14 protein-coding genes are annotated in these 12531 nt (G+C 75.2%); 12 read left to right on the top strand and 2 right to left on the bottom strand.

What is annotated here, in order from left to right:
• Nucleotides 1-80: 80 nt before the first annotated feature.
• Nucleotides 81-1715 (top strand): serine/threonine-protein kinase, encoded by a 1635-nt coding sequence (locus ACYVJE_RS11685; RefSeq protein WP_461144444.1) that lies wholly within the window; start codon nucleotides 81-83, stop codon nucleotides 1713-1715.
• Nucleotides 1716-1845: 130 nt separating this feature from the next.
• Nucleotides 1846-3072, top strand: a complete 1227-nt coding sequence (rocD, locus tag ACYVJE_RS11680) for an ornithine--oxo-acid transaminase (RefSeq protein ID WP_459159075.1) — start codon at nucleotides 1846-1848, stop codon at nucleotides 3070-3072.
• 198 nt (nucleotides 3073-3270) lie between these two features.
• On the opposite strand, the gene zapE is transcribed toward rocD, so the two are convergent.
• Entirely contained in the window at nucleotides 3271-4287 is a 1017-nt protein-coding gene (gene zapE, locus ACYVJE_RS11675; RefSeq protein ID WP_459159074.1) for a cell division protein ZapE, read from the bottom strand.
• Between the two features lie 107 nt (nucleotides 4288-4394).
• On the opposite strand from zapE, the gene ACYVJE_RS11670 reads away from it, so the two are divergent.
• The 9 genes from ACYVJE_RS11670 to ACYVJE_RS11630 all read left to right on the top strand — a co-directional run bounded on the left by ACYVJE_RS11670 (nucleotide 4395) and on the right by ACYVJE_RS11630 (nucleotide 9381).
• A complete protein-coding gene (locus ACYVJE_RS11670; protein ID WP_461144443.1) occupies nucleotides 4395-5159 on the top strand; it encodes a pyrimidine reductase family protein in 765 nt (254 codons plus the stop codon).
• A gap of 78 nt (nucleotides 5160-5237) precedes the next feature.
• Nucleotides 5238-5786 carry an Asp23/Gls24 family envelope stress response protein gene (locus tag ACYVJE_RS11665; RefSeq protein ID WP_461144442.1) on the top strand — a complete coding sequence of 183 codons (549 nt, stop codon included), beginning with the start codon at nucleotides 5238-5240 and terminating at the stop codon, nucleotides 5784-5786.
• A gap of 104 nt (nucleotides 5787-5890) precedes the next feature.
• Entirely contained in the window at nucleotides 5891-6241 is a 351-nt protein-coding gene (locus ACYVJE_RS11660; RefSeq protein WP_461144441.1) for a hypothetical protein, read from the top strand.
• A gap of 32 nt (nucleotides 6242-6273) precedes the next feature.
• Complete coding sequence (locus ACYVJE_RS11655; RefSeq protein ID WP_459159070.1) at nucleotides 6274-6519, top strand: hypothetical protein; 246 nt, start codon at nucleotides 6274-6276, stop codon at nucleotides 6517-6519.
• 16 nt (nucleotides 6520-6535) lie between these two features.
• Nucleotides 6536-6721, top strand: a complete 186-nt coding sequence (locus tag ACYVJE_RS11650) for a hypothetical protein (RefSeq protein ID WP_459159069.1) — start codon at nucleotides 6536-6538, stop codon at nucleotides 6719-6721.
• Nucleotides 6718-7125, top strand: a complete 408-nt coding sequence (locus ACYVJE_RS11645; protein WP_459159068.1) for an Asp23/Gls24 family envelope stress response protein — start codon at nucleotides 6718-6720, stop codon at nucleotides 7123-7125. Before ACYVJE_RS11650 ends, ACYVJE_RS11645 begins: the two co-directional genes overlap by 4 nt.
• 2 nt (nucleotides 7126-7127) lie before the next feature.
• Complete coding sequence (locus ACYVJE_RS11640) at nucleotides 7128-7661, top strand: DUF6286 domain-containing protein (RefSeq protein WP_459159067.1); 534 nt, start codon at nucleotides 7128-7130, stop codon at nucleotides 7659-7661.
• Between the two features lie 13 nt (nucleotides 7662-7674).
• The gene (locus tag ACYVJE_RS11635) at nucleotides 7675-8337 is read left to right on the top strand and encodes an Asp23/Gls24 family envelope stress response protein (RefSeq protein WP_461144440.1); all 663 of its coding nucleotides are present in this window, start codon (nucleotides 7675-7677) and stop codon (nucleotides 8335-8337) included.
• Nucleotides 8338-8478: 141 nt separating this feature from the next.
• The gene (locus ACYVJE_RS11630; RefSeq protein WP_459159065.1) at nucleotides 8479-9381 is read left to right on the top strand and encodes a 2-dehydropantoate 2-reductase; all 903 of its coding nucleotides are present in this window, start codon (nucleotides 8479-8481) and stop codon (nucleotides 9379-9381) included.
• A gap of 18 nt (nucleotides 9382-9399) precedes the next feature.
• Here ACYVJE_RS11630 and ACYVJE_RS11625 read toward each other — a convergent pair whose 3' ends face one another.
• Nucleotides 9400-10296 carry an EamA family transporter gene (locus ACYVJE_RS11625; RefSeq protein ID WP_461144439.1) on the bottom strand — a complete coding sequence of 299 codons (897 nt, stop codon included), beginning with the start codon at nucleotides 10294-10296 and terminating at the stop codon, nucleotides 9400-9402.
• 106 nt (nucleotides 10297-10402) lie between these two features.
• Between ACYVJE_RS11625 and ACYVJE_RS11620 the strand changes: the two genes are divergently transcribed.
• The gene (locus ACYVJE_RS11620; protein ID WP_461144438.1) at nucleotides 10403-11974 is read left to right on the top strand and encodes an alpha/beta hydrolase; all 1572 of its coding nucleotides are present in this window, start codon (nucleotides 10403-10405) and stop codon (nucleotides 11972-11974) included.
• Nucleotides 11975-12531: the final 557 nt, after the last annotated feature.

Raw genomic sequence — 12531 nt, 5'->3', positions numbered from 1 at the left:
GTCGGGGTGCGGACGCGGAGTGCGCGGAACCGTAAGCTCGAAACCGGACGAGTACCGCTGAACGGGAGGGACGGACCATCGTGCAGCCGCTGCTGACAGGCGACCCGCAACGTGCCGGGGACTACCGGCTCGTCGCCCGGCTCGGCCGCGGCGCCATGGGCGGCGTGTACCTGGGCCGCTCCAAGGGCGGGCGCATGGTGGCGGTCAAGGTGGTGCGCCCCGACCTCGCCGAGGACCCCGAGTTCCGGGAACGCTTCCGCCGCGAAGTGGACATGGCCCGCTCGGTCGGCGGGTTCTGGACGGCGGCCGTCGTCGACGCCGACCCGGACGCCGAAACACCGTGGCTGGCCACCGAGTACGTCGCCGGCCCCACGCTGCACGGCGCCGTGGCCGAGCACGGCCCGCTGCCCGAACCCACGGTCCGCGCACTGGGGGCCGGCCTCGCCGAGGCGCTGACCGCGATCCACCGGCGCGGCCTGGTCCACCGCGACCTCAAACCGGGCAACGTCCTGCTGGCCCAGGACGGCCCGCGCGTCATCGACTTCGGCATCTCCCGCGCGATGACCGGCAGCACGCTCACCGCCACGGGCATGTTCCTCGGCACACCGGGGTTCTTCTCCCCCGAGCAGACCACGGGCGAGAAGGTCGGCCCGGCCAGCGACGTGTTCTCCCTGGGGACGGTCCTGGTGTTCGCCGCCGCCGGCCACGGCCCGTTCGAGGCGGACAACACCGCCGCCCTGCTGTACCACCTGGCGCACGGCGAACCGGACCTCGCCGGCGTTCCGGACGAACTGCGGCCGCTGCTGGCCGCGTGCCTGAGCAAGGATCCGCACGTGCGGCCCTCCCCCGAAGCGATCGTGGCCCAGCTGGGTGATCTGCACAGCGGGCAGGACTGGTTGCCGGCCGCGCTGACCGCCGCGGTCGCCGATCACGCCACCCGTTCGCGGCAGGTGGCGGCCGCCGGCTCGGACGCGCAGGCGGCGAACCCGCACGCCGCCGTCGCCTCCAGCCCTGCTGGCGCGGCCGGGGCTGCTGGCGCGGCCGGGGGCGAGGGCGCCGCGCCGTCCCCCGAGGCCGCCCGCGGCGACTGGCAGGCCGCGCCCGCCCGTCCCGCGACGAAGCGCCAGCCGGTGCCGGAGCGGAAGGCGCCCGAACCGGCCGAGCGGAGCCACCCGCCCGCCCCGGCGGTGCGCGCGCACGAGCCCGGCCCGGTGTTCCGCACCGCCGGACGCGCCTCGTCGCTGCTGACCGCGCTGCTGTGCGGCCTGTGCCTGTACGTGGTGCTCTGGTCCGCGCGGCACAACGGCGTGCTCCCCGAGGTGCGCCCGCTGCTCACCGCGGGCGTGGCCCTGCTCGCCCTCGCCGCGGTCGTCTCGGCGCTGAGCGTGTTCGTGCCGCGGCTGCGCATGAAGATCAACGCCGACGGCGTGGTGCTCTCGCGCGGCGGGCTGCGCCGGTGCATCCCCTGGGCGCAGGTGCGCCACGTGGCGATCGTGGGCCGCGGCAAGCAGCAGGCGGTGGCGGTGTGGTTCGCCGACGGGGTCGCGCTGCCGCGCACGCGCCTGTGGCACCGGGTGCGGCCCTACCAGGGCGGGGCGCGCGTGTTCCCGCTCGGAGCCACCGGCTGGTGGTGGGCCCGGCGGCAGCAGGCCAAGCGCATGCGCAGCGCGCTGCACCAGTACGCGCCCGGGCGCTACGACGCGCGCCTGCGCTGACCGCGCCGCACCCGCCTGCCGGGGCGCGCAACGAAATCGGCGCTCGGCGGCGGCAGGATGCAAGGAAGCGGCGACACGCACAACGCGCCGCTGCTGAAACCGGCGCCGCCTCCGACCTAGCCTGGGGCCCATGACGGCCGCCGAACTCCACACCGGTCACACCGCGGGCTACCTGCGTCTGGACGAGCGCTACAGCGCGCACAACTACCACCCGCTGCCGGTCGTGCTGCACTCCGGCAGCGGCGCACGGGTGACCGATGTGGACGGCCACGCGTACCTGGACTTCCTGGCGGGCTACTCCGCGCTCAACTTCGGCCACCGCCACCCGGAGCTGGTCGCGGCTGCGGCTGAGCAGCTCGACCGGATCACGCTGACCAGCCGCGCGTTCGGCCACGACCAGTTCGGCCCGTTCTGCCGCGAACTGGCCGAGCTGACCGGCACCGACCGGGTGCTGCCGATGAACTCCGGGGCCGAGGCCGTGGAGACCGCGCTGAAGGTCGCCCGGAAATGGGCCTACCGGCGCAAGGGCGTGCCCGACGGGCAGGCCGAGATCATCGTCGCCGCGGGGAACTTCCACGGACGCACGACCACGATCGTGTCGTTCTCCAGCGATCCGAGCGCCCGCGCGGACTACGGACCGTTCACCCCCGGGTTCGTGAGCACGCCCTACGGTGATGCCGACGCGGTCGCCGCCGCGATCACCGAGCGCACCGCGGCCGTCCTCGTCGAACCCGTGCAGGGCGAGGGCGGCGTGCTCGTGCCGCCGGAGGACTACCTGCCGCGGCTGCGCGCGCTCTGCGACGAGCACGACGTGCTGCTCGTCGCCGACGAGATCCAGTCCGGCCTGGGCCGCTGCGGCGACACGCTGGCCAGCGACGCCGCCGGGATCCGCGCCGACCTGTACACCCTCGGCAAGGCCCTCGGCGGCGGCATCCTGCCGGTCTCGGCGGTGGTCGGCCGCGACGAGGTGCTCGGGGTGCTGCGCCCCGGCGAGCACGGCTCCACGTTCGGCGGCAACCCGCTGGCCTGCGCCGTCGGGCGCGCCGTGGTCCGCATGCTGCGCACCGGCGAGTACCAGCGGCGCTCGCGGGAGCTCGGCGAGCACCTGCACGCGCGGCTGGCCGAGCTGGTCGGCGACGGCGCCGCGGCGGTCCGCGGACGGGGCCTGTGGGCCGGCATCGACCTGGACGTGGAGCGCACCACCGGGCGCGCCACCAGCGAAGCGCTGCTGCGGCGCGGCGTGCTGTGCAAGGAGACGCAGGACAGCACGCTGCGGCTGGCCCCACCACTGGTCATCGATCCCACCGACCTGGACGCGGGGCTGGACGCCGTGGCCGCGGTGCTGCGCGGCGGATAACAGGCCGCGCGGCTTGGCTGGCGTAGCGGGTCGGGTGGGGAACCCCCGTCGGATCGGCCTGCATGCGTGGTGAGGAAGCGGCTGCGCCGCTTGCCTGGCGGGCCGCTGCGGCCAGCACGCGACCCCGATCCGCGCGACGAGTAGGAACACCCGGCCAGGACGGCCGCGCCGCGGCACCGAAGAGCGCCCGCAGCCGCCTCAGTCCCGGGCGAGGGAGGTGAGCCGGCTCAGCGCCCGCAGGTACTTCTTCCGGTACCCGCCGCGCAGCATCTCCTCGGTGAACAGCGAGGACAGCGGCTGCCCGGACACGCGCACGGGGATCGCCCGGTCGTAGAGGCGGTCGGCGAAGGCCACCAGCCGCAGCGCCACGTCCTGGTCCGGCGCGGAGCGGACGTTGCGCAGGTGCACGGCCGTCGCGCCGTCGACGAGCACGCCGTACTTCGACGGGTGCAGACCGGCGAGGTAGTCGCACAGCTCGCCGAACTCGTCGAGGGTGGACCCGTCGGTGGCCTCGGCCAGGCCGAGCAGCTCGTCATCGCTCATCGGATCGGGCGCCGAGGGCATGCCGCGGTGCCGGTAGTCGGGCCCGTCGACGCGCACGACCTGGAAGCGCTCGGCCATCGCGTGGATCTCGCGGAGGAAGTCCTGCGCGGCGAACCGGCCCTCGCCGAGCTTGTCCGGCAGGGTGTTGGACGTGGCGGCGACGTGCACACCGGCCTCGGTGAGCTTGGCGATCAGCTGGGTGACCATCATCGTGTCACCGGGGTCGTCGAGCTCGAACTCGTCGATCGCCAGCAGCCGGTGCCCGGACAACCGCTGAACCGCTTCGGCGAACCCGAGAGCACCGACGAGGTTGGTCACCTCCACGAAGGTGCCGTAGGACTTCGCCCCGCTCACCTCGTGCCACAGCGATGCCAGCAGGTGCGTCTTGCCGACCCCGAACCCGCCGTCGAGGTAGAGCCCCGGCTTGCGGTCCGGCGCGGACTTGGCGCGGCCGAACATCCCCCGCAGCCACGAGCTCCGCCTGGCCGGGGCGCTGCACTGCTCGGCGAACGCGCGGCAGCGGTCCACGGCCTCGGCCTGGCTCGGTTCCTCCGGGTTCGGCACGTAGTTGTCGAAGCGCACCGCGTCGAACCGCGGGGGCGGGGTCATCGCCTGGACCAACTCGTCCGGTGTGATCTCGGGCCGACGGTCGACCAGGCGGGGGATGCTCATATCCGTCGACTGTATCGCCACCTCCCGGGGTTCCGAAGACGACCGCGCGTGCTCCACGTCACCCGACCTGCCGCGACGTTGCACGTCACACGTGGTGGGATGGCGGAATGCACGAACTCGGTGTGGACCAGCTGTGGCCGACCGGCGAGGCGGGCCTCCCGGTGGACCGCCTCGAGCGGTTCTACGCCTACCCGGAGGGGCTGGCGCGGCCGTGGGTGCGGGTGAACTTCGTGTCCAGTCTGGACGGGGCGGTCAGCGTGCAGTCGACCTCGCGCGGGTTGTCCGCTCCGATCGACCAGCGGGTGCTGGTGCTCATCCGCGACCTCTCCGACGTCGTGCTCGTCGGCGCGGGCACCGCGCTGGCCGAGGGTTACCGCGGGGTGCGGCGCACCGAGGTGCGCGCCCAGCGGCGGCAGCACCGCGGACTGGCGCCGGTGCCGCCGATCGCGGTGGTGAGCGCCCGGTGCTCGGTCTCGCCGGAGGACCCGCTCATCACCGACGCGCTGGTGCCGACCATCGTGCTGACCACCGCGGCCGTGCCGCGGCAGCGGCGCGCGGACCTCGCCGCCGCGGGCGCGGACGTGGTCATCGCGGGCGAACAGCAGGTCGACCCGGGGCGCGTGCTGGAGGCGCTGGCCGAACGCGGCCTCCACCGGGTGGGCTGCGAGGGCGGACCGCAGTGGTTCGGCACGCTCGCGGAAGCCGGTCTCGTCGACGAGCTGTGCCTGACGCTGTCACCCGTGCTGGTCAGCGGTGGAGCCGGGCGCATCGCCCAGGGCCCGGCCGTGCAGCCCCCCACGCGGATGAAGCTGGCCTCCGCGCTGCATTCGGAATCGCTGCTGCTGCTGCGTTACCTGAGAATGGCGGAGTGAGGCGGGGCTGCGCCCGGCGAGCGCGCTGCCGGGCCCTCCTCGCCCCGATCAGCACAGCGCATCGGCTTGGAGACCGCCATGGCACAGACCAGCAGCACGCAGTCGAGCGAACAGCAGCAGCACAGCACCACCGGTTCCTCCTCGGGGGAAGCGGAGCAGCGCATTCCGCAGACCCGCGCCGGTGACTCCCCCGCCCGGCTCGCCGACGAGACCTCCCAGGGCAAGACCGCCATCGCCAGCTCCGTGGTGCAGAAGGTCGCGGGCATCGCCGCGCGCGAGATCGCCGGAGTGCACGCCATGGGCGGCGGTGTGTCCCGCGCCTTCGGCGCGCTGCGCGAGCGCATGCCGGGGGGCAGCAGCGGCACCCCCACCTCCGGAGTGCAGGTGGAGGTCGGCGAGAAGCAGGCGGCGATCGACCTCGACGTCATCGTCGAGTACGGCGCGTCGATCGTGGACCTCGCCCGCGCCGTGCGGCGCAATGTCATCACTTCGGTGGAACGGATGTGCGGACTGGAGGTCACCGAGGTCAACATCTCCGTCAACGACATCTACCTGCCGGAGGAGGACGAGGGAGGCGAACCGGGCAGCAGCGGCGGCGGGACCTCCGCGTCCTCCCGCGTGGAGTGACGCGCAGGACTCCGGCGGCGGACCGCTGCCCGTCCACAGCGCTCTTCCCGGCCCCGCCGCGCGGCCGGATTCCACCGCGGTCGCGCGGGCGGAACGGAGGACCCATGGCGACTTCACCGTCGACCCCCGTCGAACCGGGTGCCGCGCGCGGAGCTCCGGACGAGGAGGAGGTCGTCGACCGCATCCGCGCCCTGCTCGACGAGCACCCGGACGTCGCCGGAGCGCACGGCGGCCGGCTCGGCGACATCGCCGCGCACCTGCCGGGGCGCCGCGTGGCCGGGGTGCGCTTCTCGGACGAGCGCGTCGAGATCGGCGTGGCAGCACGCTGGTCCCGACCGCTGCCCGCGCTCGTCGAGGAGCTGCGCGCGGCGGTGCTCGACGTGCTCACCCGGGCCGGTTCGAGCGTGCGCACCGTGGACGTGACCGTGGCCGACATCGAACCCCCGGACGGCTGACCCGCTTCCGGACCACCGCAGCAGGAGCCCCCATGACCCGCGCACCCGAGGACCCGGCCGCGCGCCGCGCGGTGCGGGAGTTCGCCCGCCGGCACCACCCCGACGCCGGCGGGGACCCGGCGGTGTTCGCCGCCGGGATCGAACGGCTCCGCCGCGGGGCCGCGGCGGAGCGGCCGGGCGCGTCCAACGGCTCGGTCCACTTCGTCCGCAGGCCTCCCGGCCTGATCACGCGCCTGCGCCGGTGGTGGGCGCGGCGCAACCGCACCCGCGTGAACTGATCCCAGGAGGGCAGCCTTGAACAGCACCCAGATCGGCCTCCTCGCCGGGCTCGTGCTCGGCACGGCCGCCGTGGCAGGCGGGTTCGTCGGCTTCCTCGTCGCGCTCATCATCGGCCTGGTCGGTCTGATCATCGGCCGGATGGTGGACGGCGAGGTGGAGTTCGGTGACCTGTGGAACCGCGTGCGGGGGCGCAGCCGATGACCGCCACACCAGCCGAGGCCGCGGGCACCGCGGTCTCCCCGCCCGCGCCGCGCGCCCCCGTCGAGGACGGGGCCGAACGCGGCCACCTGCGCATCGACCGGTCGGTGCTGCGGAAGCTGGCCGAGTACGCCGCCGACCAGGCCTGCGGAGGCGTGCGCCCGCGTTCGCGGGTACCCGGGCGCAGCGGCCGCGGACCCCGCGCGCAGCTGTCCGGACCGGACTACGCGCTGCGCGTGCGGGTGCAGGTGGCGGTGCGCTACGCCGAACCGGCCCCGGAGGCGGTCGCACGGGTGCGCGAGCGGATCCGCACCGAGCTGCGGCGCCACGCCCAGGCTGAGGTGCGCAGCGTCGACGTCACGATCACCGATCTGGTGCCCGCCGCCGAAGCCCCGCGTGTGAGGTGAGCATGCGTTCGCTGACCCGGACCCTCGCCGCCGTGGCGGCGCTCGCCGTGGCCGCGCTCGGGCTGCTCGCGGTGGTGGAGACCGCGGCGGCCCTGCTGCGACCGGCCGCGGACGGACTGCTCGTGCCGTGGCGGCCGCTGGCGGCGCAGCTCGGCGCGATCCCCTGGTCGGCCCCGGTGGTGCGCGGGGCCGGGGCGGGGGTCGCGGTGCTGGGCCTGCTGCTGCTCGTGCTCGCCACGGCCGCGCGGCGCAGGCACATCCCGCTGCACGACCCGGCCCCCGGCGTCACCGTGGTGACCGACCGGCGCTCCCTCGCCCGCCTCGTGGCGCACGAGGTGCGCGAACAGCCCGACGTCGAGTCCACCGCGGTGACGGCGCGCAGCGGGCGCGTGCGCATCAAGGCCCGCACGATCGGGGACCCGCAGCGCACGCGGCAGCAGGTCACCGAGAGCGCGCAGCAGGCGCTGTCCGAACTGCCGCTGCCCCGCCGGCCGCACGTGTCCGTGTCGGTGTCCGAAGTCAAGGAGCCGCAGTAGCCAAGGAGCCGCAGTGACCACCACGCCCGAACACCCCACCGCGTCGGCTCCCGCCGCACCGCAGGCCGCCACGGGCAGGCGGGTCGCCGCGCGCCCGGCCCCGCTGTCGCGGACGCTCGGTTTCGAACGCGCGCTGGTCGGCTTCTTCGGCATCCTCGCCCTGGCGGCCGGTGCGGCGGTCGTCGCCGTGGGCCAGGGCTGGTTCGGCGCGGGGCGGGCCCAGCGCCCGGTGGCCGATCCGCTCGTGGTCGGCTGGATCGGCGGCAACACCGCCTGGGCCGCCGTGGCGGTCATCGCCGGCGGGCTCGTGCTGCTCGCCGTCGGCCTGTGGTGGCTGGTCCGCAGCCTGAGCCCGGAGCGCAGACCCGACGTGCGGCTCGACCGGAGCCCGGCAGGCCAGTCCCGGATCACCACCGAAGCGCTCACCCGGGCGGTGCGCGCGGACGCGGCGGACGTGACCGGGGTCACGCGGGCGCACGCGCGCACGGCCGGCAGCCCGCGCGATCCGGGACTGCGGGTGCGGCTCGCGCTGGAGGAGGGCACCGACGTGCGCCGCGTGTGGGAGGAGCTCGACGCGAAGGTCCTCTCCCCCGCGCGGCAGACGATCGGCAGCGACCCGCTGCCCACGGCGGTGCGGCTGGACCTGGACCGCGCACCGCGGCAGCGGGCGCGGTGAGGCGACCGACGACCGCCCGCCGCGCGGACGCAGCCCCGCCGCGGTGCCGGTTCGCCGCGGTGCCGGTTCGGCGCAGCCGTGCCGCGGGTGCTGCTCCCCGCGAGCTCCAGCGGGGAGCGCCCGACGGGTAGCCTGCCCGCCGTGAGCACTCGACGCATCGCGATCATCGGATCCGGCGCCGTGGGCGGGGTATTCGCCCTCGCCGCGCGCCGCGCGGGCCACGCCGTCACGCTGTGCGTGCGCACCCCGTTCGACCGGTTCGACGTGGACACGCCCGGGGGAACCGAAACCGTGCACGCGGACGTGGTCACCGATCCCGCTCGGGTCGGCCCGGTCGACTGGGTCGTGCTCACCACGAAGGTGCAGGACGTGGCCCGCACCGAACCGTGGCTGCGCGCCCTGGACTCCGCTGACGTTCCGGTGGCGGTGGTGCAGAACGGGGTCGAGCACCGCGCCTCGGTCGAACCGCTCGGGCTGCGGGCGCCGGTGCTGCCGACGCTGATCTACGTGGCCGCCGAGCGCCGCAGCCCGGGCCGCGTGCAGTGCCGCTCGGTCCCGTCGGTGATCGTGCCGGACGGGGAACCGGGCGCGGGGTTGCAGCGGCTGCTGGAGGGCTCGGGCATGCGGATCCGCGCCACGGAGGACTTCCGCACGGAGGCGTGGCGCAAGATGCTCACGAACCTGGCGGCCAACCCGATCACCGCGCTGACGCTGCGCCGCCTCGACGTCTTCGACTCGCCGGACGCCCGGCAGCTGGCCTCGAACGTGCTCACCGAGGCGGTGCAGGTGGCCCGCGCCGAAGGCGCCGCGCTCGACAGCGGCGACGTCGAGGCGGTGGTCGCCAACTACGGCCGGGACTACTCCACGGAGAACGGCACCTCGATGCTCTACGACCGGCTCGCCGGGCTGCCGACCGAGCACGAGCACATCACCGCACCGCTGGTGGAGGCCGCCCGGCGGCACGGCATCCCGGTCCCGCACAACGAGACGCTGCTCACCCTGCTGCGAGCGGTCCGCCCCGCACCGGTGCCGGCACCCGAGTGACACCGGCCCGCCCGCGGGTCACATCCGCCGCGTGCGGGTCGACCCGACCGAGGCGATGACGACGCAGGCGACCGCGACCCACTGCCACGGGCCGAGCCATTCGCCGAGCACGGCCAGTCCGGCCAGCGCGGCCACGGCCGGTTCCAGGCTCATCAGCACCCCGAACACGCTCGCGGGCATGCGCCGCAGCGCCTCCAGCTCGAGCGAGTAGGGGATCACCGAGGACAGCAGCGCGACCGCCGCCCCGGCCAGCAGCACCTCGGGCCGCGCGATCTCCGCACCGGCCTGACTGGCCCCGAGCGGCGTCGCCACGAGCGCTCCGAAGGCCATGCCCAGCGCGAGCCCCGCACCACCCCGGGTGTGCTCGCCGAGCTTGCCGCCCACGAGGATGTAGCCGCCCCAGCACACGGCGGCCAGCAGGGCGAGCAGCACGCCGACCACGTCGAGGCCGCCGTCGCCGCGCGCCAGCAGCAGCACGCCCACCGCGGCGAACGCGGCCCACACCAGGTCCAGCTTCCGCCGCGAGCCGAGCACGGCCACGGCCAGCGGGCCGAGGAACTCGATGGTGACGGCCACGCCGAGCGGGATGCGTTCGATGGAGTGGTAGATCGCGATGTTCATGCCCGCGAGCACGGCTCCGTAGCCGGCGATCACCAGCCACGTGCGCAGGCTCCGCCCGCGCAGCGCGGGACGCCACACCGCGAGCAGGACGAGCGCGGCGAACAGCAGCCGCAACCACACCATGCCGCCCGCGCCGACGACGGCGAACAGGTGCTTGGCGAACGCGGCGCCGACCTGGAGGCTGATGACCCCGCAGAGCACGAGCATCGGCGGCGGGATCGCCCCGAACGCCCGGCCGAATCCGACCAGCGGACGGTGCTCCGACTGTCCTCGGGGTGCCTGCGCGGCTCGCACGGTGCGGTGTCCTCCTGTTCGCTCGACTCGTACCGCTCCAACATCTCACCCCGGGCGTGCGATGCTGGGCGCACACCCGGTTCCGCCGCATCGCTGAGGAGTCGTCGTGCCGCGCTGCCCCCGACGGGTTCTGGCCGTGCTGTCGCTGCTCGCGCTGCTGGCCGTGACCGGGTGTTCCGCTGGGCCGTCGCAGCGTCCCGCTGTGGCCGTGCGCGGCGACGGCGGCGAGCAGCAGGTCCCTCCGCAGCCGCGGGCGCCGGCACCCCCGCCCGTTCCGCCGCTGGGACCGCCGGCGCAGGGCGTGCTGCACTGGGACGACTGCACCGACCGCACGCTCGCGGAGATCGGCCGCGCCGAGCCCTCCCCGCTGCGGTTCTCCTGCGCGCGCATGCTCAGCCCGTTGGACGCGCCGGAGCAGCCCGTGCGGGGGATCACCCAGACCGCGCTGGTCAGGACCGGCAGCGGGGATATCCCCCTGGTCCTGCTGAGCGGAGTGCGCGGTGAACCCGGCACGGCAGCGGCCGCGCGGCTCGCCCACGAACTGCCGCGGGAACTGCTGGAGACCTACACGCTCATCGGCGTGGACCGGCGCGGCACCGGCGAGTCCGACGCGGCCGAGTGCATCCCGCCGCACCAGCGCGAGACGATCGTCGGCTTCGACCCGAAGGCCGCGGAGCGCGCCCGGTTGGACGAGCTGCTGGCTTCGGTGCGCAACGCGAGCCAGCAGTGCCTGCTCAGCCTCGACGAACGGCTCCAGGCCTACGACACGCAGCGCACCGCAGCGGATCTGGAGTCGCTGCGCCGCGAGCTCGGTGTCCCGCGGCTGCACATGCTCGCCCGGGGCGAGGCCTCCCGGCTGGCGCTGACCTACGCCGAGCGGCACCCGCGCACGACCGGGCGGATGGTGCTGGACGGGGCGCTCGACCCGCAGCGCGACGCCGTCGGCCGCGCCGAGGACGAAGCCCGGGCGAGCGAGGCGGCGTTCGACGCGTTCGCCGAGGACTGCGCCTCCTCGGGGAGCTGCTCCCTCGGCCCGGACCCGCGGGCGGTGGTCAGCGGGCTGGTGGAACGCACCCGGCAGCGGCCGCTGCCGGCCGGGGGCACCGAGGTCTCCGCCGGGGACGTGGTCCGGGCGATCCAGCTCGAGCTCACCGACCGCGCGGCGTGGCCGCGGCTGGCGGAGGCGTTGAGCGCGGCCGTGCGCGGCGACGGCCGCGGTATCGCGGAGATCCTCGCACCGCTGGTGCGGGGGCGGGGAGAGTCCCCGCCGCGGCTGGACGGCGAGTTGATCACCACGTGCAACGACACGACCCAGCGGGTGCCGCCGGAGCGCGTGGCCCACCACGCCGCCGACTGGGTGAACCGCTTCCCCCTGTTCGGCGGGATCGCGGCGCAGCAGCTGGCGTGGTGCTCGCAGTGGCCGGTTCCGCAGCAGCCGCTGCCGGAACCGGAGGGGCGCGGGATCGGGCCCGTACCGGTGGTGAGCACCGCCGTGGACCCGTACCTGCGGCAGGTGGGCAGTGAGCACATGGCGCGGCGGTTGCCCAGCGGCGTCCTCCTCCGCTGGCAGGGGGCCGGGCACGGTGCCCTCGCCGGTTCCCCCTGCATCGCCCGGGCGGTGACGCGGTTCCTCGTGTCGGGCACTCCCCCACCCGACGACATGGTCTGCCCCGAGTGAGCCGGGCGGGCACCGGCGCGCGGAGCAGCACGGACAGCGGCGTACGACCCCACCCCGCGCAGGAGGGCCCCGCGCAGGAGGCTCGCCGTACGGGGAGGCCAGCGGCGGGGGACCAGCGCCCGGTCCGGCCTCCCCGGCGCGAGCGCTGAACGCCGCCCGGCACGCGTTCGGCGTGCGGCGCGAGCCGGCAACCGGCTCCCCCCGCACGCCGATCGTTCAGCGTGCGGACAGTCCACTAGCAGCTGCCGCAGCAGCCGCATCCGGGTCCGGTGCAATCCCCGCAGCAGTTGCAGCCGCCGAGGTGGACGTCGTGGGTTTCGGTCTCGGTGCGGACCATGGGGACCTCCCGGGTCACGGGTGTTTCCGGCGCCGTCGATCGTGGTCCCCGCGGTACCGCACCGCTACCGCCGCTCGGGGGACAGCTGGAGCACACCCGGTCGGCGCGTTGACGGCTGCGGTGCTGCGCACCACCTCGTCCCGGCCGTGCGCAGGTGATCCCGACCACGCGGAGGGGAGGGAACTCGGCGGTCCGGTCCGCGGCGGTGCGACCCGCGGTC

The organism is Salinifilum aidingensis (assembly GCF_054782015.1).
The sequence above is the reverse complement of the archived record's forward strand: the minus strand, read 5'-3'. Positions and strand labels throughout refer to the sequence as shown.